This is a genomic window from Massilia sp. NBRC 108631 (assembly GCF_059704565.1).
This window is the reverse complement of sequence record NZ_BAAKJE010000171.1, coordinates 14,162-35,464: the sequence shown is the minus strand read 5'-3', so window position 1 is coordinate 35,464 and position 21,303 is coordinate 14,162. Positions and strand designations below refer to the sequence as shown.

The 21,303-nt window shown below is 67.4% G+C and carries 15 protein-coding genes; all 15 read right to left on the bottom strand.

Annotated features, from left to right (window positions below; genetic code table 11):
* Positions 1–52 precede the first annotated feature (52 nt).
* Entirely contained in the window at positions 53–1,225 is a 1,173-nt protein-coding gene (locus tag AC6H42_RS18630; RefSeq protein WP_162249882.1) for a Kelch repeat-containing protein, read from the bottom strand.
* A 74-nt stretch (positions 1,226–1,299) separates the two neighbouring features.
* Positions 1,300–1,905, bottom strand: coding sequence for a cohesin domain-containing protein (locus tag AC6H42_RS18625; protein WP_497548676.1), 606 nt, complete (start codon positions 1,903–1,905; stop codon positions 1,300–1,302).
* A 15-nt stretch (positions 1,906–1,920) separates the two neighbouring features.
* Positions 1,921–3,711: a metallophosphoesterase gene (locus AC6H42_RS18620; RefSeq protein ID WP_497548675.1), complete on the bottom strand. Its 1,791-nt coding sequence runs from the start codon at positions 3,709–3,711 to the stop codon at positions 1,921–1,923.
* 153 nt (positions 3,712–3,864) lie between these two features.
* Complete coding sequence (locus AC6H42_RS18615) at positions 3,865–4,770, bottom strand: cohesin domain-containing protein (protein WP_057153906.1); 906 nt, start codon at positions 4,768–4,770, stop codon at positions 3,865–3,867.
* Positions 4,767–5,540 (bottom strand): helix-turn-helix transcriptional regulator, encoded by a 774-nt coding sequence (locus tag AC6H42_RS18610; protein WP_497548674.1) that lies wholly within the window; start codon positions 5,538–5,540, stop codon positions 4,767–4,769. Before AC6H42_RS18610 ends, AC6H42_RS18615 begins: the two co-directional genes overlap by 4 nt.
* A gap of 23 nt (positions 5,541–5,563) precedes the next feature.
* Positions 5,564–6,229, bottom strand: coding sequence for a response regulator (locus tag AC6H42_RS18605; RefSeq protein ID WP_497548673.1), 666 nt, complete (start codon positions 6,227–6,229; stop codon positions 5,564–5,566).
* Positions 6,230–6,320: 91 nt separating this feature from the next.
* Positions 6,321–7,694 (bottom strand): 3-oxoacyl-ACP reductase, encoded by a 1,374-nt coding sequence (locus AC6H42_RS18600; protein ID WP_057153903.1) that lies wholly within the window; start codon positions 7,692–7,694, stop codon positions 6,321–6,323.
* A gap of 85 nt (positions 7,695–7,779) precedes the next feature.
* The gene (locus AC6H42_RS18595; protein WP_157200834.1) at positions 7,780–9,027 is read right to left on the bottom strand and encodes a hypothetical protein; all 1,248 of its coding nucleotides are present in this window, start codon (positions 9,025–9,027) and stop codon (positions 7,780–7,782) included.
* A gap of 79 nt (positions 9,028–9,106) precedes the next feature.
* Positions 9,107–10,744, bottom strand: coding sequence for a methyl-accepting chemotaxis protein (locus AC6H42_RS18590; RefSeq protein ID WP_497548672.1), 1,638 nt, complete (start codon positions 10,742–10,744; stop codon positions 9,107–9,109).
* A 152-nt stretch (positions 10,745–10,896) separates the two neighbouring features.
* Positions 10,897–12,300 (bottom strand): pectate lyase, encoded by a 1,404-nt coding sequence (gene pelA, locus AC6H42_RS18585; protein WP_497548671.1) that lies wholly within the window; start codon positions 12,298–12,300, stop codon positions 10,897–10,899.
* 11 nt (positions 12,301–12,311) lie between these two features.
* Entirely contained in the window at positions 12,312–13,907 is a 1,596-nt protein-coding gene (locus AC6H42_RS18580; protein WP_497548670.1) for a DUF5060 domain-containing protein, read from the bottom strand.
* Positions 13,904–16,153 (bottom strand): hypothetical protein, encoded by a 2,250-nt coding sequence (locus AC6H42_RS18575; protein WP_497548669.1) that lies wholly within the window; start codon positions 16,151–16,153, stop codon positions 13,904–13,906. Before AC6H42_RS18575 ends, AC6H42_RS18580 begins: the two co-directional genes overlap by 4 nt.
* A gap of 97 nt (positions 16,154–16,250) precedes the next feature.
* Positions 16,251–19,163: a TonB-dependent receptor domain-containing protein gene (locus AC6H42_RS18570; protein ID WP_497548668.1), complete on the bottom strand. Its 2,913-nt coding sequence runs from the start codon at positions 19,161–19,163 to the stop codon at positions 16,251–16,253.
* Between the two features lie 195 nt (positions 19,164–19,358).
* Positions 19,359–20,816 carry a Gfo/Idh/MocA family protein gene (locus AC6H42_RS18565; protein WP_497548667.1) on the bottom strand — a complete coding sequence of 486 codons (1,458 nt, stop codon included), beginning with the start codon at positions 20,814–20,816 and terminating at the stop codon, positions 19,359–19,361.
* 114 nt (positions 20,817–20,930) lie between these two features.
* Entirely contained in the window at positions 20,931–21,302 is a 372-nt protein-coding gene (locus AC6H42_RS18560; protein WP_057153898.1) for a hypothetical protein, read from the bottom strand.
* Between the last annotated feature and the right edge of the window lies 1 nt (position 21,303).

The window sequence follows — 21,303 nt, the reverse complement described above, 5'->3', positions numbered from 1 at the left end:
GCTTTACTGATCAATACCGAAATTCGTATAGCAAAAGCGAAAAAAGGACTACCTACGGCGCTTCGACCGCAGTCAGGCTGAACACCTCTGCGCTGGAGAGGATGTCGTTCGCGTCCAGCCCGCCCAGCAACAAGAGCCGGCCGCCCGGCAGCAGCGTGGCCGAGTGGCTGAAGCGCTTGCGCAGCGCCGCCTTGGCAGGAGACCAGCGGTCGCTGGCGTAGTCGTACAGTTCGGCCGTGGGGAGCGCGCCGCTGGCTACCACGCCGCCTTCGGCCAGCAGCCGGCCGCTGGGCAGCAAGGTGGCGGTATGCAAATGGCGCGCGGCGGCCATCGGCGCGGCCGGCATCCATTTGTGCTGCTGCGCGTCGTATAGTTCCGAGCTGGCCAGCGAACGGTTGGAACCGAAGCCGCCCGTCACCAGCACTTTTCCGTTCGGCAGCAGGTTGGCCGTGTGCGACCAGCGCGGCTCGCGCAGCACGCCGCCGGCCGACCAGCTGTCGCTGGCGGGGTCGTACAGTTCGCTGTCCGACAAGCCGCCGAACTCCCCTGCCCCCGCGCTCAGCAGCACCTTGCCGTTGGCCAGCAGCGTGGCCGCGTGCAACTGGCGCGCGCTGCGCATGGGTGCGGCCTTGGTCCAGCTTTGCGACCGCGGGTCGTAGATGACGGCGGTGGCCAGCGCCACCGTGTCTTCGTATTCGTCGTCGTCCGGATAGCCGTGGCCGCCGGCGATGAAGACGCGGCCGTCGCGCAGCAAGGTCGCGGTATGGGCGGCGCGCAACGCTTCGCTCATCGGGCCGAGCGCAAACCAGGTGTTCGCGCCCGGGTCGTAGACCTCGGCGTTGTTGCGGAAGGTAGTGCGGTCCACGCCGCCGGTCACCAGCACATTGCCGTTGGCGAGCAAGGTGGCGGCGTGCTGCGAACGCGCCACCGTCATGGTTTCCGCCTCGGTCCACTTGTCGGTCTTGGGGTCGTAGATTTCGGCGTGTGTCGTGGCGGCGCCGTCGCGGCCGATGCCGCCGGCGACCAGCACCGTGCCGTCGGGCAGCACGGTGGCTGTGTGGCCCTGGCGCGCGACCAGCATGGGCGCCGCTTCGCCATTGCGCAAGGCGGCGGGCGCGGCGGCCACCTCGGCTGGCGCGGCAAGCACGCCAAGCACGGCAACGCACAGCAAGGCAGCGCACGGCAGCGCGGCATGGCGGGTGAATCTCTTGAGGATAGAAGTCATGGCGGGGATGGGGCGGAGTGTGGGGTTGATGCCTTGCTGCATGGCGCCCGGCGCGTGGCCGGGCGCCCGCTACATTACTGCTTGCGCCGGCGGCGGACGGCACCCAGCAGCGCCAGGCCGCTCATGAACAGCAGCAGCGCTTGCGGTTCCGGTACGGCGCTAACGGCGGCGCCCCCCAGGTCCGCCGCCACCGCGTTGCCGAAAGCGTCGGCCAGCACCACCCCGTCCAGCGACAGCGCGCTGCTGCCGGCCGCCACGGCGGTGAAGTACAGCGTGGCGAGGGTGAATGAATCCTGCTGCAAGGCCAGGTCGGACAGCAGCGAGATCTCGGCCAGGTTGAACACGCCGCCAGCGCCCTTGCCCAGGCTGACGTCCAGCGCTTCGAAAGCGGACAGGTCGCCCAGCGCCGCGCCCAGGGTATAGCCGGTCAGGCTTAGTACACCGGAATTGAACAGCACGTTGAAGTCGAACGCGCCCAGGTCAGCACCGGCGGCCAGGTCCGAGATGCGCACGTCCACGGCTACGCTGGCCCCCACGGCGACGCTGCCTGCGGCAGGGGAAAAGCCAAGCGTGGTGGCCACGGCTGGATTGGCGGCGGCGAGCACGCCGGCGGCCAGCAGGGTTGAGGTGATGGCCTTGCGGGCGTGTTTGGCGGCGTGCTTGCAAATCAGCTTGAACATGGTGGCTCCTTGGGATTAGTTGGCGATGGCGCAGTTGACGCTGGTGCAGATGCTGGCCAGCTTGCGGGCGTCCAGCGCGGTGATCTTGCCGTCGTTGTCGAGGTCGGCGGCAGGCAGTTCGGACGCGTCGCGGTTGGCCTTTTGCGTCAACAGGGCCACATCGCGGCTGTCCACCACGCCGTCGCCATTCAGGTCGCCGTTGTTGGTTTGCGCCACAGCAAACTCGCCGCCACGGTTGACCACTGCCCACGCGGTGCGGGTGGCCGGATCGACGCCGTACGTGCCCAGCGCGTAGCCGCTCTTCCATGGGCCGACCACGAACTTGGCGCTGCCGCCGATGTTGCGTGCCGCCGCCTGTTCCCAGGCGCTGCCGTTGAACGGACGGGCCACCAGCGCCAGCGGACCGCGCGCATTGGCGTCGTAGCTCAGCGACAGCGTGTAGACGTCGGCCTCTTCGCTGCCGATGGCGTTTTCCATGCCCCACAGGGTCAGCGCGTCGCTTTTCAGCCTGGCGGCGCCGTTGGCGTCGATCTCGGCGCGGGCCGACCAGCCGGTGTTGACGTCCTGGATCGCAACGCGGCCGTCATACAGCGTGGTGGAAACGGCGTTGGCGCCGTCCACGATCGCCATTTTCGTGCCGCCCCAGTTGCCGCCCGCCGGCGCCGCGTCGGCGATGGCAGCGAAGCTGGCGCCCGGCTGGACGATGAACTCCTTGCCATTCAGGCTGTAGCCGTAGCTCTCGCGCTTGAAGAAGGTCAACGCCGGGGTGCGGGTCAGGTCGCAATCGCGGCCTGCGCCCAGCGAGCCGCCGCAGCCGTTGTCGGACGCGTAGTGGTCCACCGTCAGGCGCGGACCGTCCACGGTAAAGATATAGTAGCCAATGCTGAACAGCTCCTGCGCAATCGGCATTTCCTGGCGGTTGGCGGCGTTGTACACCTGGTCCTTCGACGGCACCGACGGCACGTAGAACTTGTAGCTGTCCGACGAGTGGATGATGTTTTGCACGGTGGCGGCCCCGTCCGGGCTCTTGACGATGGAACGGTGGTGCATATGGTCGTGGCCGCCCAGGAAGTAGCGTACCTTGTTGCGCGCCATGGCGCCGATCAGCGCGTTGCGCTGCGCGGCGTTGGCCGACGGGTCCGCGCCCAGCAGCACGTCGGTATGATTCTGGCCCACCAGTTCCTTGTGCGCGAAGACGAAGCCGTGGCTGTCGGCCGGCTTGCCGTCGAGCTGCTGGCCGATCCAGCCGACCTGGTCCAGCGCGGCCGAATTGACCGTAGGCGTGCTGCCTGCGGTGCGGGTGTACTGGTCCACTGCGATGAAGCGGGTGTTGCCGTAGTCAAACGAGTAAGTCAGGCCGGTCAGGCCCACCGGGCTTGCCGGGCTGGCGTGGTTGACGGCGCCGGCCACGTTGGCGCCCTGGCCCTGCGTTTGCGGGAAGTTGGCCTTGAAGCGATTGGCGGCGTTGGCCGATGGCTCATGGTTGCCGCGCACCGGATAGAAGCCGATGCGATTGTTGTACAGGGTCTGGGCGGCCACGTTCCAGGTATCGAGCCCGCCGGTGCTACCGTTGTCGGTGAGGTCGCCCACCTGCACCACGAACTTCACCTGCTGCTCGACGAACTTGGGCAGGATCTGGTTGATGATGCCCAGCGCAACGGTGTTCGGGTTGTTGCCTGCGTCGTTGCTGGTCCATTGGGTGTCGGCCATGACGCCGAATTTGAACGGCTCTGCTTGCGCCATGGCGGCGCTCATGCCCAGGGCGGCCAGCAGCAGGTGGTGTTTCAGTTTGAATGGGATATGCATAGTCGGCTTCCGTGTCGGAGTGGGTGTCGCTGCGCAGGCCGCAGCTCAGCCGAGGATGGTAGATTGCAAGTGTGTCAACGTGATGTCATCATTGACACTGAAAATAGGCCGAACGGCTTACGCGTCCAGCGCATTGCCCGTGGCTGCCCCGGCTCAGGGCTGGACCAGCATGGCGTGCCGCAGCGGAACCGCAACGCCCATGTCCCTGCCTGCTCCATCCAGCGCGCGGGCCGAAACGACCTGGATGTGCGCGGCCTGCGCGGCGCCCACGGCGCGGAGCGTAATGGTGGCAAGCAGCCCGTTTGCGGACGGGAATGGCGCTCCCCCCCGGCGCGCCGCTTCCAGTGCGATGGTTCCCTGCGGATCGACGCGGCTGCTGAAACCGGATTGCGGCCCCCAGTAGCCGCCCGCCTCCACCCGCACCACTTCGAATGCCTGGCCGTCGAAGCTGACAGTGAGCGGCATGGCGTCCACCGGCCGGTCCGAGCGCAGGAACAGCTGCACCGTGAAGTTGCTGCCGACGCGCGAGCGCGGGCGGATTTTCCAGTCCAGCAGCGTGCCGGCGCTGCGCCCGGCATGCGTTGCGCGTGTTGCGTCGGCGGCAAGCGCCGCCCCGGCCGGCGCAAGGGCAGGCTGCATGCGGGCACGCTGCTCGCCTACGTCCGCTTCGTCCTTGATCACCTCTATCAGCATGGACGAATTGCCGAAGACGACCGTGGGCGTATCGTCGGTTACTGCGGCGTGCACCACGCGCACGCGGCCATCCTGCAACGGCAGCATCTCGAGGCTGTTCGCGCGCAGCGCATGGTACAAGGCAGATTCCGCCTCGGCCTCCTTCAGCAAGAGCGACATGCGGCGGTCGGTGCGCACGCCGCCGGCGTAGTCGAACGCAAGGCCGCAAGCCTGGCCCAACTGGTCGAAAGCCTGCTGCAAGCTCACGTTGTACAGTTCCAGCGTCAAGGGCTTGGCCGCCCCGGCGGCGCCGCCTGTGGCCGGTGCCAGGGTGAGCGCCAGAGCCAGCGCCCAAGCCGGCAACCCCGCGGCCTCTTCCCGCATCATGCAGCCGCCGCGATCAACGCCAGCGCGGCGGCGCGCGCCAGCGCCTGGACGCGGTTCTGAACATTGAGCTTGCGGTAGATATTGTAGACATGCTTCTTTACCGTGTGCGCGCTGATTCCCAGCGCCTGGCCGATCTGCGCGTTGATCTTCCCCTCCTGCAGCCGGCGCAGGATTTCCAGTTCGCGCCCGGTGAGCGGCTCGGCCAGCGCCAGCGGCAGCGCCTGTGCTTGCACGGCCGGACGCGGCGCCCCGTGGGCCGCCTGCCGCTGCCACGCCAGATGCAGGCAGGGCAGCAGCAGCTCGATAAAGTACTTGTGCCGCGCCCGGTCCCGGTCCGGCATGCCGAACAGGACGAACAGGCTCTCGCCGCATTGCAGCTTGCCCGCGCCATGCAGCAACAGGCCGCCCGGCACCAGCGCCGCGATCTCGCGGCACGCCTCAGCCAGCGCTGCCGGGCCGCCTGCGCCCTCCGCCACCGCGCACGGCAAACTGTAGTGCCGCTGGCAGACGGCGCCCAGCCGCGCCGCCAATGCACACAAAGGCTCATCCAGTGCAGCATGGGCGATATGTCCATGCAGGCACTGCGCGTCCCGCAGCGCACCGCGCGCATCGAACTGCATGCACACCATGGCCTGGTGCGGCAGCAGCGTTTGCAGCAGGCCCTGCGACCATGACGACAGCCCTGCCCGCGTGCGCACCGTGGCGGCGCGCTCGATGATGCGCACCAGGTATTCCAATTCGTACGCCGACGGCGTGACGATGTCGTCCATGCTGAAATGCGCGGACCGGCCCATCAGCGCGGCACGGTTAGCCGGTAGCCGTCGCCGCGCACCGTCTCTATCATGGCATGGTGGCCGCTGGCGTGCAGGGCCTGGCGCAAACGGCGCACCCGGGTGTCGACGGCGCGTTCGTTGACGGTGCTGTCGTTGCCCCACACCTGCGCCAGCAAAGCCGCGCGCGTATGGGTACGCTCCGGGTAGCGCATGAAATGGCGCAGCAGCGAAAATTCGGCCGGCCCGAGCGCCAGGTCGTGCGCGCCGGCCGACACGCTCTGCGACTCCGGATCCAGCTGCAGCCCATTGAGCTCCATGCCCGGCTGCCGCGGCAGTTGCACCTGCACGCGGGCCCGCAGCTCGCGCGGGCTGAAGGGCTTGGCTACATAGTCGTCGGCCCCGCACTCAAGCGCGAAGACCAGGTCTTGCTGCTGGCTGCGCGCGGTCAGCATGATGACCGGCAGCGCGCGGGTGCGCCCGTGCGCGCGCAAGCGGCGCAGCAGATCAATACCGGACTGGCCTGGCAAGCCCCAGTCCAGCAGCACCAGGTCCGGGGTGGCCTGCGCCAGCAGCAGCAAGGCCGCTTCCGCGCTGCCCGCACAGCGCACTTCGTAACCGCTCAGCGAGGCTGCGATCAGCGCCTGGATCGCCGGTTCGTCCTCGACCACCATCACTCTGAAGCCCATGGTCCCCTGGTCCCTGTTTTATGTTTTAACGGCGGGCCTTATTGGATCACAGGATTATTACAATGACATGACAACGTGTTGCGCCGCGGCGTCATGCTCCCATCACGCCCTGGCCGCACACGCGTATGGTCTCGCCGCTGACGCCGCAGGCGCCGGGGCTGCTCAGGAAGGCCACCAGTTCGGCCGCGTCCCTGGGCTGGCCGGCCTGCATCAGCGCATTCAGGCGGCTGCCCACTTCGCGCGTGAAGAACGGCAGCTTGGCCGTCATCGCGGTTTCGATGAAGCCCGGCGCGATGGCATTGACGCAGATGCCGCGCGGCGCCAGCAAAGGCGCCTGCGCCGCCGCATAGCCGATCAGCGCCGCCTTGGTGGCGGCGTAGTTGGTCTGCCCGAAATTGCCGGCCACGCCGCTGATGGAGGACAGGTAGACGATGCGCCCCTGCTCGCGCAGCAGGCCGCGCGACAACAATTCGGCGTCGATGGCGGCGATGGCGGCGAAATTGACGTTTACCACCAGGTCCCACTCTTGCGGCTGCATGTTCGACAGCGTGCGGTCGCGCGTCACGCCGGCATTGTGCACCAGGATGTCCACGCCGCCGCCTTCGCTGCGCAGGAAGTCCGCCAGCCGTGCCGGGGCCCCTGGTGCGGTGATGTCCAGGCTCAGTGGCATTGCGCCGTACTGCGCGCAGGTGCTGCGCATCTCCTCGGCGGCGCCGGCCACATCCAGGCAGATCACGCGGGCGCCTTCCTGCGACAGCCGCTCCACGATGGCCTTGCCGATGCCGCGCGCACCGCCGGTGACCAACGCCGTCTTGCCCGCCAGGACTTGCACCTGCCGCGGTGCGGCAGGCGCAGCGGATGCCGGCGCCGCCACGCGCGCGGTCACGCGCACGGCCTGTCCCGACACATACGTGGACTGCGCGCCGCAAAAGAAGCGCACCACGCCGGCCAGCCGGTCCAGCGCGTCGGCGGCGGCATACGCCGTGTTCACGCAGACGCCCTTGCGTCCCAGTTCCTTGCCCAGCGAGCGGCTGAACCCTTCGACGCCGCGCGCCACGGCAGCCTGCACCGGATCGCCGCCCGCCTGGTGCAGCGGCGCCAGCACCAGCACCCGGCCGTTGCGGGCCATGCGGCGCATGACGGGATGAAACGCGTCGTACAGCGCGCGGTAGTCGGCCGGTGCGCGGCAGCCGGTGGCGTCCATCACCACGATGGCGGCCTGCCAGCGTTCATCGTCCGGCGGCGCCGCCAGCACGGCGGCGCCGGCCTCCTCCAGCACGCCGCGCAGCGCGGCCGCCGCATAGCCGCCGGCCGCCGCGCACAGCAGCGCGCTCTTGCCCTCGAACGGCCGCGCTTCGTAGCCGCCCGCCGCGCGCGCCAGCTTCACCGGCTTGGGCAAACCCAGCGCCCGCGCCAACGGCGCAGCCAGGCGGTTGCCGTGCAATTTCATCAGTATGTCGCTCATGCCGCTCATCCTTGCCGAGTATCCCGGTGTCACACAGGCGGCCATCATAACCGAGCGGCAGCGCCGGTTGACTCGGCAAATCCCTCTATTTCCGGATGCTGTAGCTGTATTCCCCCGGCGGCAACATGAACTGCGGCGCAGGTTTTCCCGCTTCCAGCCTGACAATATCGGCAGGTACGGAATCGGCCGGCTGCCCCTTCAGGTGCGCGTACAGCAGGTGCGTCCCTTCCAGCGGCAGCAAATCGGCCGGCACGCTGACCGGCTTGAAACCAGCCAGCGTGCCCATCCACGCAGGACGGCCGGTTGCGCCATCCCTGCCATAACGCGGGTGAACCACCTGCATGTCCACCTCGTACCGGTAGCCGCCGAATACCTCATAGCCGCCGGACGGAGAGCGCAGCACGAAGGGCGTCTTCCGGTGCTCGCGCTCAACCGTCTTGACGTACATGGCGTGCTCCGCTTCCGGTTTGATGTGGGCAATCATGGCGACCTGGTCGATCGTCAGCGGGTCCAGTCCCGTCATATGCTTCAGTTGCGCGGCCATCATGGCAGTGCCTGTGCCGTTGCCGACGCGCGGCATCTCGGCCGCGTGGCCATAGCCGACAAAGATGAACACCTTGGCGGACGGATCCTTGGCCAGAACGCGCTCCACCAGGTTGCGCGCCTGGCCCGTCTCGCGCCTTTCGGTCTGCTGGGCGAAAGTCTCGCCCTCCACCTGATCGAACGGCTCATACTGCACCATTTTCCAGCCATCCCCAGCGGCGTCGCGCAGGAAGTTGCCGAATACGGGTTCGCGCGAATAGTAGCCGTCGGACAGCGCCAGGTAGCCCTTCCCGAACACGGTTTTTTCAAACGTCTCCGCCGCCAGCCATGTGTAGCCGATCTTGCGCAGCTCGCGCGCCAGCCGCATCGCGAAGGCGCGGTGCAGCGGAACGTGGTGGGCTTCATTCAGGATGACGACGCGGTGCTTGCGCGCTTCGCGCACGATGGCTTCCAGCGCGTCGTCCGCGCTGGCGGCGGCAAGCCGGTCAAGGTCGTCGGCGAAGGTGCGGGCGGGGCGGCGGAGGATCAGATGCTGCTGATCGAAGGCTTCCATCGCACCATCGGCGTCGCCGGTAAACGAGCGCTGGTTGCCAAGCCGCTGTAGCAGCCACGACAGTGAATTCTTCGCCTTCTCGACCTCGGCCGTCGCAGCGGCGTGCCTGGCGAGGATAGCGTGCTGCGCCTGCACTGCCAGTTCGGCCTTCGGCAGATCCACTTCCGGGTCCGGATTGGCTGCGGCCGAACTGCCGGCCATCGCCACCGTCATCACTACCAGCGCGCCAGTTCTCATTTGCCCTCCCAAGTTTATGATTTTATCAATATTACTCGAAAGTATTACGTTCGCAAGGGCCGACGGGGTGCTGGACAGGTCAGGCGCTCAGCAGGCGGCCGGCAGGGACGGCACGGTGCGCGCCCGGCCGCAGCGGCACGGTGCGGCCAAGCGCCGCAGGCGCGGCCTGGCCGCCATCGATGCGGAAGGCGCCTGCCACGTCGGCCAGCCTTTCCGCCTGTTCCTTCAGCGATTCCGACGCGGCGGCGGCCTGCTCCACCAGCGCCGCGTTCTGCTGGGTCACGTCGTCCAGTTCGGCCACTGCCTGGTTGATCTGCCCGATACCCATTTCCTGTTCGTGCCCGGCCGCCGCGATATCGGCCATGATGTCGGCCACGCGGCGGATGCTGGCCACGATCTCGTCCATCGTGGCGCCGGCCTCGCCCACCTGCTGGCCGCCGCTGTCCACCTTGGCGACCGAGTCGCCGATCAGGCTCTTGATATCCTTGGCCGCGTCCGCGCTGCGGTGCGCCAGGCTGCGCACTTCCGAGGCCACCACGGCGAAGCCGCGTCCCTGCTCGCCGGCGCGGGCCGCTTCCACCGCCGCGTTCAGCGCCAGGATGTTGGTCTGGAAGGCGATGCCGTCGATCACGCCGATGATGTCCTGGATACGGGTGGACGACTCGCGGATGGCGCCCATGGTGCCGATCACGCCGCTGACGATGGCGCCGCCCTTGACGGCAATCTCCGAGGCCGCCTGGGCCAACTGGTTCGACTGGCGCGCGCGCTCGGAATTCTGCTGCACGGTGGCGGTCAGTTCTTCCAGCGAGGAGGCGGTTTCCTCAAGGCTGGCGGCCTGCTGCTCGGTGCGGCGCGACAGGTCCAGGTTGCCCTCGGCGATTTCATGGGTGGCCGTGGCGATGGACGCGGTGCCGTCGCGCACGCCGCGCACCAGCAGCGCCAGCTTGGCCTGCATGGCGGCCAGGCCGCGCATCAGCACCGCCATTTCATCGTGGCCGTCCGCAGCGATGCGGCCGGACAGGTCGCCGCCGGCGATGCTGTTGAAATGGCCGACCGCCTGGTCGATAGGGTGCAGGATGGAACGCAGCAGCGATACGCAGGCGATCAGCATCAGCAGCACGCCGCCGCCGATGGCGCCCAGCGTCAGCCACAGGCGCTGGCTGTACATGGCCTGGCTGGCCTCGAACTGCGCCATATTGCTGCGGGCCTGGAAGTCGGTCAGCCTGGCCGCGCTCTCGGACAGCGCGGTGAACAGCGGCTGCATCTGCTTCATCGTGATAGCGTCCGCCTTGGCGGCGTCGCCCGCCCGGACCGCCGCCACCAGCGGATGGAAGCCCTCGTCGGCGAATTTGCGGCGGCGGCTGTCCATTTCGTCCGACAGCGCCTTCTCGGCCGCATTCTGCGGCAGCGCCAGATAGCTGCCCCAGGCTTTGTCCGATTCCGCCACGAAGGAGACGGCGCGCTGCAGCGTCCTGGCCGCGTCCGGATCGTCCGGATGCATGGTGACGCGGTCCATCGCCAGGCGGGCACGGCTCAGCGACAACTGCGAATTGAGAATCGCAAGCGCGGACGGCATGGTGTTGGCATTGACGTCGCGCAAGCTGGTATTGATGGTGTTCATGCCATGCAGGCCGCTCAAGCCGGTGCCGACAATCAGCAGGCCCAGCAACAGCATGGTGGAAACAAGACGCAACCGGATGGTTGTTTTGGCGAACATGTGGAACTCCGTTTTCAGGGCAATGCCATCGTCCCGGCGCTGATCGGGGCGGAACGATGCTGTCACCTGTGTGTGATGCTGAAACGGAGCTTGGGTTTCGACATGTAAATGTTTCTAGGTTGCATCTATTTTAACTGCATGCGTTGTCCAGGTCAATTAACAATGCGCGCGGCCGGCCAGCGTTCGTACGCTTCCAGAACCTTGGCCGGGCCGTTGCTGAACCATGCGTAGCCGTTACGGCGTTCCAGGCTGATGGCATTGACGTCGTCATGGATGCTGCGGTCGCGGTCGCCGAAGATGGGCTTCATGGTGGCAAGGTCGTAGAAGCGCGACCACAGCGGGCCGGCGCCGGGCTTGGCCACCAGCTTGCGGCCCACGCCGGGCTCCTTGCCGGTCCATGCGACGTCGCGCAGCGCGGCACGCCGCAGCCAGGCGGCGGCGTTGCGCACCGCGGCCACTGTATCGGGCGCCGGGTCGGGCAGGCGCATGAGCAGCGCGATCAGCCCGGCGCTTTCGCCGCTGGCCAGCGCGACCGGTTCAAAGTTGCGCGCGCCGACCGGGGCCGCCGTGAGCGCGTCGTACTGCTGGCACCAGCCGGTGCGCACGCCGCCGGCCACCAGCTGGGTGGCCACGATCAGCTTCACCGACCTGGCGTTCGCGGCAGCCGCCTCGCCTGCCAGGGCGGCGGGGACGAAGGCGAAATCGCCCTGTGCGGCGGCGATCTCGGACATCAGCAGGACCACGCTGCCCATGGCGTTGTCGTTGTAGGTGATCGCGTCGTGGTAGCCGCCTTGCAGCGGATAGACCTGGGGGTAGCCGCCATTCGGGAATTGCGCGTTGAGCAGGTAGCGCAGGCCTTTCAGGAATGCCGCGCGGTAGGCGTCGCCGTCGGCGCCGGGGGCCTGCGCCTGCACGCGCGCCAGGAAACGCAGCTCGGAGGTAGTGGCGTTGTTGTCGATGGTGCCGACGTAGCTCCAGGCGTCCCTGGTGGCGCCGGCGCCGGGGTACATGTCGTCCACCACGTAGTGCTGGCCGCGCTGGCGCGGCGCGGCGGAACGGTCGGCGTTCTTGCCCCAGCCGCCGGCCGGCGTCTGGAAGCTGGCAATGTTGGCGGCCACCCGGCGCGCCTCGGCGCCGCTGTACCAGGCAGCGGGATGGTTCAGCGGCATGCCGCCATCGCCGCTGGCGTTGCGCGGCGGCGCGGCCGGCACGGTGGCTGCGGCAGGCGGTGTGGCTGCGGCCGGCGCGGGGGCTGCGGGAGCAGTGCCTGGGACGGCGGGCGCAGCTTGTCCGCCGCGTTCGGCGGCCAGCGCGGCCTTGTCGGCTGCCATCAACGCGCGCGAACGGGCAAGATAGGCGAGCCAGGCGCCCTGCTCCGCCTGCGCCAGGCTGGCGATGCGGGCTTCGCTCAGCGCTTCCGGCGTCTGCATGTGGCCGACAACTTCCGCATGCGCCGCAACCGGTGGCGCGCCAAGGGCCAGCAACGCGGCGGCGGCGAAAACGGTGCAGGCAGTGGCGACGGCTTGCGGCAGGCGCGCCATGTGTGGCTTGTTCATATTCGTATCCATTATTGCTGTACCCTCACGATGCGCAGCGCCATGTAAGGCCGGCCGGGCAGCGCAATGCTGCGGCCGTTCTTGTCGGCGAAATAGTAGTTGTCGCGTTTGACGATCTCGAACGTGCCGTCCACCGGCGTGACCGTCATATTCCACGTGTCGATGACCTCGGCCCGGAATTTCATGCCGTCCTGCAGGCCGGTCTTGAACAACAGGAAAGGCCATTCCTTCGGCGCGCCGAGGCCGAAGTAGCCCAGATAGTACTCGGCGTGCTTGCCCGCGAAGGGATGGCCCTGCCATTTGTCGATCGGCTCCAGCCCCGCGGACGGGCTCTCGCTCAGGATCTTGCGAAAGAAGGCCAGGCGCGGCGGACTTGCGCCCTTGAAGACGCCGCCTTTCGCCAGCCACATCATGCCGTTCGGGTCTTCATAGCTTTCACTGTGGCCGACGTAGGTGCCCGCGATGGCGCCCATCCAGAAACGCAGCACCATTTCCTCGGGCTTGAGCTGGCCCCAGCGGCGCGAGAAATTGCCTTCGTATTTGACCTCGTCGTACACCACCGGCTTGTTGTAGACGTCGCGCAGCAGCACGGCGCGCTCGTAGTCTTCCGCAATGGCGCCGCTTTGCACGCTCACGTGCGTCACCCATGGCTTGGTGTGGTTGTAGAACACGAAGGCATTGTGGATGGAACGCAGGTGCTGGTACGGGTCGCTGGCCTGAACGGTCTGGAAGTAGCTGTCCCATTCCGGCATGCTCTTCTCCTTGAGGAAGTCGAACTCGTTGGCCATGGACCACCACACGTTGCGGTAGGAACTGAGCCGGGCCACAACGTAACGCAGGTAGCGTTCGTTCACATCGGCCGGCATGCGGTCGAAACCCCAGTAACCCTTGTCGTACGGGTGGAACAGTATCAGGTCCGCTTCGACGCCGATGTCGCGCAGCTGGCCGACGCGCTGTTCAAGGTGGCGGAAGAATTCGGGATTGAAGCGCGTGAAGTCCCACGCCTTCGGCGCCTGGCCGGCGAAGGGGAAGCGCGGCGCTTCGCTCTTGTCGTCATGGTTGGGGAAGATGGCCATGCGCAGTTTGTTGAACGGCGCGCCGGCCAGCGTCTTCAGCGTCTGCTGTTCCAGTGCCTCGGTCTGGTGCGCCCAGGCGTAGCTGGTGGTCCCGACTTGCCAGTACGGCGTGCCGTCCTCATAGGCGAAATGGCGCACGTTGCGCACGCGTACCGGGCCGTGGTTGCCGGCCGACGGCGCCACGGCGGCGAGCTGGCCCTTGTGGCCGCGCAGTTCGGGGCGGTTGCTGTGGGTCTCGTACCGCCACACGCCCACCGCGTCCGGCATGAAGCGCACTTTGTACTGGCCGCCGCCGTCGTAGAAGCCGGGGACGGTGACCTTGCGCGCGCCCTGGGTGAACGTTGCGGAGAAATCGATTTCCATGAAGGGGTTGCCGGTACTGGGCCCGGGCAGCGTGATCTCCGTGCTGCCCCAGCGCTCCACAGCGGCCAGCGTGGCTTGCGGGCCTTGCGCCCCGGCGCGGGCCGGGGCGAAGCCGAGTGCGAAGCTGAGCACAAGCAAGGCTGCGCGAAAAAATGCGTGTCGAATCATGGCAATCTCCTGAATCCTTCGGCGCGCACGGTCCAGCCTGTAGCGGGGAAGCCGGGGGCGGTGCAGGCAGGGGCAGCGCATGCTGGGGCGCCGTCCCAGCCGCCAGCCATCAGGGCGACGGCGGCCAGCAGCGCACCGTTGCCGGGTAAATAGACAGGCAAGCCCTTGTTGGGATTGTGGCCGGCCTGCGTGTAGCCGTTGTTCGGGCCGTCCGATTTGAGCAGCACGTTCACGGCCTGCTCCGTGGCGCCCAGGCGGGCCGCCGTCATGGCGATCATGGGGTAATCCCAGCCCCAGATCTTGGTGGCCCAGTCCCAGTGGGCCAGAACAGCGTCCAGCGTTCGGCGCATGGTGTCGCGGTCCACGCCGTCGCCGGGCAGCTGGCCGAGCGCCATCAGGAAGGATGGATGGTCGTGGCGGCTGTCCACGTTGTCCCAGGTGTCGGGATGGGATTCGACGGCGACGTACTTGCCGTCCTTCTGCGGCAGTGCGGACAGGTGGGTGCGCTTGTGCTCCCAGTCCGGGTCGCGCGGCAGGCCGGCGCGCTCGCGCCATTGCTGTGCCTGTTCCAGGCCCCAGGCCCAATAACTGAGTTCGTAGGCCGGGTTCATGCTGGTGGACTGGTCGTAAATTTCCTGCGCTATCCACAGCGGCGGGCCGAGCACGTAGCGCTGGCCCGCTTCATCCCAGTGCAGCATGGAGGCCATGGCCTGCGCAGTTTCGGACACCAGTTCGCCGTAGCGCGCCACGGTGGCGGGCGTGGGATCGGCGCGGTACAGCAGCTCGGCCAGGTGGATGGCGTGCGGCTGGTTCCAGGCGATCAGCGGATTGCCGCCGGGGCTTTCGCGGCCTTCCGGGCCGGTCATCTTCATCCAGCGCGCGCCTTTCAGGCCGCGTTCCGCCGCCACGGCGCGGGCGGAGGGCAAGGTGCGCTGGTACCAGCCGAGCGTGCGGGCGGTATAAGCCGGGCGGCCCCACAACGCGAAGTGGGCGGTGTGCCACCAGACCATTTCGGTATGGTGCTTGCCGAACCAGGTGGCGGTGGTGAGGCCGCTTTCCTGCGCGGGCAACTCGCCGCCGAGCTGGATGGCGGCCAGATACTGGGACAGCACCACGCGGCGCTCCAGTTCGTGCGCGCGCGGATCGGTACTGCCGCTGAAGTCGACGGCGGCGCCGGATTGCCAGTAGGCGCGCCAGTGAGCAGCACTGCGGGCGAAAACGGCCGCTGCAGGCGGTGCGGCGGCCAGCTTGGCGGCGATGGGGGCGGCGACGCCGGCATCGGGCCCGGCGGCGGGCGCGGGACTGCGCTGGGTGAAGGTCAGCGTCAGGTCCATTGCGCGGCCGGACGCAGGCGTGATGTCGAAAGTGTGCGGGCCGCTGCGCCTGATCGTGAGCGGTGCGCCGGCGGCCAGTGTCATGGCGTAGCGCGAGCCGTCGCGGCTGTGCTCAACCGACAGGGTGCGCGCGGTTTGCGCCAGCACGGTGGTCTGGTGGGCGCCGGGCTGCGACCAGTCCAGCGGCGGATTGTGCCTGGCGGCTGCCAGGTCGTAGCCCAGCGGCAGGGCGATACGCACCGCAACCCGGCCCCCGCTCAGGCTTCCGCCGCCGGCCAGGTCTTTGGCGAACAGCGCCGTGTCGATGCGCAGCGCCAGCGTGTCGCTGTCAGGGCTGACCGTGCTTTGCACACGCGCCGGCTGGCCGAGCAGCTTGACGCGGCTGTCCAGCTGTCCGCGCCACAGGTCGAGCCGCTGGTCGATGGCGCTCACGTCGGCGGCTGTCAGCGCGCGTGCACCCTCGCCTGCCAGCACGAATCCGATCTGGGGCAGCGGCTGGATGTGCGGATTTTCGCGCAGCCATATTCCAGCCGGCGTGGTGGACCTGGTGGGATAGCCCAGCGTGCGCCCGTACGCGGTGTAGTCGCGGTTGGCGTCGGACAGCTTGTAGCCATTGGGATTGGCGTTCTGGTGCCAGGACCAGCGCGCCTGCGTTTCCAGCGGCGTGCCGCCGGCGCGGTAGTGTTCGGGAAAGGTCTGCAGGCCGGTGACGTCGGCCGTGAAGCAAAAGCGGCCATTGCCCACGCTGAGCGGGGCCATGATATCCATGGCGGTCAGATGCGGCGAGTGCCGAGCCGCCAGCGCCTGGCGGTCGATCGGATTGGCGGAGTGCGCCGGCACGCCTGCCGCCAACGCGAGAATGAATGCGATACCAATGATACCTGCGATACCGGTGCGGCTACGGTGCGTCATGGCGGAATGCGGCCTCCTGTCTGTGCGCGCCGGCAAGGCGGCAAATGCAAACAAGCGCGGCCCCGCATAGCGGAGCCGCGCCCTTCATGCAAGTTCCTTAGAACTTGTATTCAACCGACAAGCGGTACACACGGCCCATCATGTCGGCCATGCTGGTCACATAGCCGCCGCTGTAGATGCTGTTGGAGGTCAGTGGCGGCCATTCGTTGGTCAGGTTGTTGACACCCAGGCTGATGGTGGTGTTCTTGAAGCCCTTGTAACGCACATTCAGGTTGTACTGGCTGTACGAATCCACCGTGGTCAGCGAGGAGCCGGCGCGCGGGGTCAGGTCGTTCAGGCCAGTCTGGAAGCGCTGCGACAGGGTGCTGCTCCAGTCGCCGGTGTTGTAGGTCACAGCCGCGGTGTACTTCCAGCGCGGATTGATCTGCGGCATACCCGCCAGGCCGGAGTTTGGACCTGCGCCACCGAAGCGGCCATCGTTGGTGATGATGCCGATGTTCGACAGCCATGCGCCGTCCTTCTCGCTCTGGAACTCGTACTTGTGGTACCAGGTGGCGTCGATTTTCGCGTTGAAGGTGCCGATGCTGGTGGCCGGGAAACGGTAGCTGGCCGACACGTCCGCGCCACGGATGCGGGACTGGCCACGGTTGGCCTGGCTGGCCACGATGTGGTCGATCACGCCGTTCGAGCCGCGGATGATGTACTCGGCGTATTTGGCCGGGTTCTGCTGCACTTCGGCGATAGTCAGCGCGCCCAGCACGTCCTTCAGCTTCAGGCCCCAGTAGTCGACCGTCAGCGCCAGGTCCTTGATCGGCTCGTAAGCGCCGCCGAACGAGAAGCCGCGCGACTTTTCAGGCTTGAGGAAGGCGTTGTTCGGCGTCTTGGTCCAGTAGTTGGTGGTCACGTTGCAGACCTGGTCGGCGGTGTAGCCAGCCTTTGGCGTACCGGTGCCGGCCACCGTCGGCTGCGAGCTTGGACACAGGACCGGATCGTCCATCACCTGGGTGCGCACTTCCGGCGTCGGGTTCTGGATGTCCATGATGGACGGGGCGCGGAAGCCGGTCGACAGGGAGCTGCGCAGCACCAGCGACTGGATCGGCTGCCAGCGCGCGGCCAGCTTGGGATTGACGGTGGTCTGCTTCAGGTCGTCGTAGTGGTCGGCGCGCACCGAGCCGTTCAGCAGGAAGCTGGACGTCAGCGGCGCATCCATCTCCAGTACCAGCGAGGAAATGTCGCGCTTCAGCTTCTTGGCCACGCCCTGCGGGGTTTCGCCCACCAGGTCGGACTGCACCACGTTGCCGGATGCGTCGATATTGTAGCTGCCGTCGGCCTTCTTCAGCACATAGTCCAGCGGTGCGTTGAAGGTGCGTGCCGAATCGCGCCGCAATTCGCCGGACACCGCCAGGGTCAGGTCGCCGCCGCCCAGCGCCATCAGGGCGCGCGAAAACGTCACGTCCACGCTCTTGTTGTAGGCCTTGTTCAGGCGATAGGTGTAGTCGTTGGCCTGGATGTCGCGCAGGTACTGCGCGCCGGCTTCGTCCTGCAGGCCGAACGGATTGAGGATGCCCTTGTCGAAACCTTCCTGCGCCTTGCTGTACAGGATGTAGCCTTCGCCGACGCGCGTGTCGCGCTCGGAAGCGCCGTAGTTCAAGCCGGTGCGGTAGTCCCAGCCCAGCACTTCGCCTTCGGCCGACAGCACGATGCGGTTGTTGCTTTGCTCGTCGTTGCGGTAGGCAGGCCCCAGTTCGGCCGGGCCCCACTGGAAGAAGACGGTGCGGTTGTTCAGGTTCAGGTTGCTGACCGCGCCGGGCGTCTTGCTGCTGTCGATGAACATGGCCGGCGTGTTGGACCCGGTGTTGCTGCCCACGACCTGCACGCCCGGGGTGATGCCCTTGCCCGGGTAGAAGCGGCTGGTGGACGGCAGCGAGTACGTGGTGAACGGCTGCGTGGCGCCCGGCACCTGCATGCCGCGGTACTTCTGCACGGTGAAATTGCTGCGCAGGACGTCCAGGTCGATGCGGTGGCCGCCGGACAGGTTCCAGCTGGCGCGTGCGGCCACGTTGGTGATCTCGCTGCCGTCGGTGACGGCGTTCCAGAACAGCGGATTGCGGTAGCAGCCAGGCGCGTACACCGGCGGCGTGTTGGCGCTGGCGTTGCCCAGTGTCGGCAGCGCGTACGGCGCGGCGCAGCCGGTGGCGAAGGCCGGGTTGTAGTTCGAGTTGGCGGCGCGGGTGAAGCCGAAGTTGGCGATCGGGCTGGGGTTGCGCGCATCGGGCAGCAGGCCCAGGCCCAGCGTGCGCAGGATCTCCGGATCATGCTGCTCGGGGCGGTCGGCCTGGAACAGCGCGGTTTTCTTCTGGTGATCGACGGCGATATAGGCGTTGAAGCCATCCTTGTTCAGGTTGCCGTAGCCGAAGATGGCGCCGATGCTCTTGGTGTCGCCGCCGCCGCTCATCTCCGGCGTGGCGTATTCGGCCTTGATGGCGGCGCCCTGGTAGCCGCGCTTGGTCCAGTAGTTCTGCACGCCGCCGATGGCGTCCGCGCCGTAGATCGATGCGGCGCCGCCGCTCAGCGTGTCCACGCGGTCCAGCGCCATGCGCGGCATCACGTTGACCGATACATACTGGTCCTGCAGCGGCTCGTTGGCCAGGCGGCGGCCGTTCAGCAGCGACAGGGTGCGCATCGGGCCCAGGCCGCGCAGGTTGGTCACGGGGCCTGCGGCGCCGGAGTTGGTGCCCAGAGACAGCGATTGCGGCTGCTCCAGCACCAGGTCTTTGAGCTCGGTGTGGCCGCGCGCTTCCAGTTCGGTGGCCTTGACGGTGGTCAGAGGGGTGGCGCCCTCATCGGCGACGCGGCGGATCAGCGAGCCGGTGACGACCACGGCCTGCACCTGCTGCTCGCCCGCCGGGGCGGTCTGCGCATGGGCCGGAGCGGCCATCTGCAACACCGCCAGGCTGACGGCTGCAGCCAGCGCCGCACGTTGTAAATTGGGTTTACCTGCTTGCTTCATGGGGGGTCTCCTCCTTAAGGTAGGCAATCGAAGTGGCTCGATCAATCTTTTATTTGGTATAGCCAGATAGTAAATTGGTTAGACCACCTTAACAAGAAAAACCTCACAGTTCAGACCAGACTGGCTACGGCGTTGCTATTTGTCCACATCGATGCACGCCGCAGCCAACCTTATGCCCGGCCGTTCAGGGCGGCCTCAGGGCATCTTCACCCGCGCCGGCATGGGCAGCGGCGCACTACGGTCCGGCATGGGCGCGCGGTCCGGCGGCGTCAGTCCCGTCACCATGTCGGCGATGCGCACGGTGGCGCCGGTTTCGAAACACCGGTTGGCCGCCACGCCCACCAGGATGGAATACGCCCCGGCCCGCTCGTCGGACACGCGCTTGTACTTGTCCGCCGGGGCGTCGCCGAAAATCTCCTTGAGCATGGCGTCGTCGCCGCCGCCATGGCCGCCGGTGCCGGTCCACGGTTCGATTTCGCGCGCGTTGCCGCGCAGCGGGATCACGCGCGTCTGCACGTTGTTGCTCTTGCTCTGGATCTCACTGGCCCCCGCCACCCCGGCCGACTCCACGATGCGGTGCTCGATGCGGCCCTTGGTGCCGTTAAAGGCGATGTGATAGCCCTCCCATGCGTCGTAGGCCGACAGCGCGTAGTTCAGCTGCGCGCCATTGTCGTAGCGGACCATGACGTTCATGGTGTCCTCGATGTTGATCTCGGGACGCCATACGCACTGGTCGCGGTAGTAGCCGTCGTGCTTCTCGTTGTCCAGGTACAGTTCCTTCAGGCCGTTGTCCGCCGCCAGGTCGAAGTAGAAACCGCACTTGGCCTTCTCGGTGCACGTCAGGCAGCGCTGGTGCGCGCCCTGCAGCCCCATGCGCTTGGCCATTACCGGGGTATAGAACTGGCGCGAGCCGAAAGCGTGCACGGTTTCCGGCTGCGCGCCCAGCCACCAGTTCACCAGGTCGAAATGGTGGGTGGCCTTGTGCACCATCAGCCCGCCGGAATTGGCCTTGTCGCTGTGCCAGCGGCGGAAATAGTCGGCACCGTGCCTGGTGTTGAGCAGCCAGGTGAAGTCCACCGACAGCACGTCGCCGATCTCGCCGCTCATCAGCAGCTCCTTGACCTGGGTGCGCGGCGGCGAATAGCGGTAGTTGAAGGTGACGCGGATATGGCGCCCGCTGCGCTTGACGGCGTCCAGGATGCGCTGCGCCTTGTCGGCGGTGGTGGTCATCGGCTTTTCGGTGATGACGTCGCAGCCGGCGTCCAGCGCACGCACGATGTAGTCGTCATGGCTGGCGTCGGTGGTGGTGACGATGACGAACTGCGGCCTGGTTTCGCGGATCATGCGTTCGAAGTCGTCCGGCGCATAGGCTTTCGGCGTGCCGCTGCCGGTGGCGCTGATCTTCCTGATCGCCAGCGCCGCGCGGCCCGGGTTGCGGTCGCACACCGCCACGATCTCGTTGCGCTCCTTGTAGGCGCCGGTGATGGCGCCGGTGAACATGCGCGCCCGCGAGCCCACGCCCACCACGGCGTAGCGCTTGCGCGCCTCGGCCGCAAAGACATTGCCCGCCCCTGCCGCCAACGCCAGCCCGGCGGCGCCCGCCGCCTTCAATACTGTACGCCGGCCCATCGGTCCGCGACCTTTTTCGTCCATGCTGTCTCCCCTCAGTTATCATCTTCCAGGCAATAGTGCCGGGAACATGGTAGCCCTGCGGGAAAACTGTGGCAAGACCAATTACAAAATTGGCTGGACCAATCAAACAAGTGATCACATGGGATGGGCGGCCTCCCGCAGGGCCAGCGCGAGCAGCGTGTCCCAGCGGTCCAGGTGGTGCTCGAACCAGCCGGGCAAGGCCGCCAGCGCGGCGCGGCAGGCGGCCGCGTCGCCCAGCGGCAAGCCCCTGAGCCAGGCCAGCAGCGCCGCATGCTGGGCGGCGTGCGCCGCATGGCTGTCACAGGCCAGCGCCGCCATCAGGTCGTTCTCCACGCCGAAATCGGACTCCAGGTCGTCGATCAGGCCAATCAGGCCGGCCGCCAGCGCCGGTTCCGGGCGCTGCAGCAGGTCGGCCACCTGCTCCAGCAGCGCGTCGTGCACTTCGGCGAACAGGGCGATGTCGGCGGCTTGCGGATGCGGCGCCATG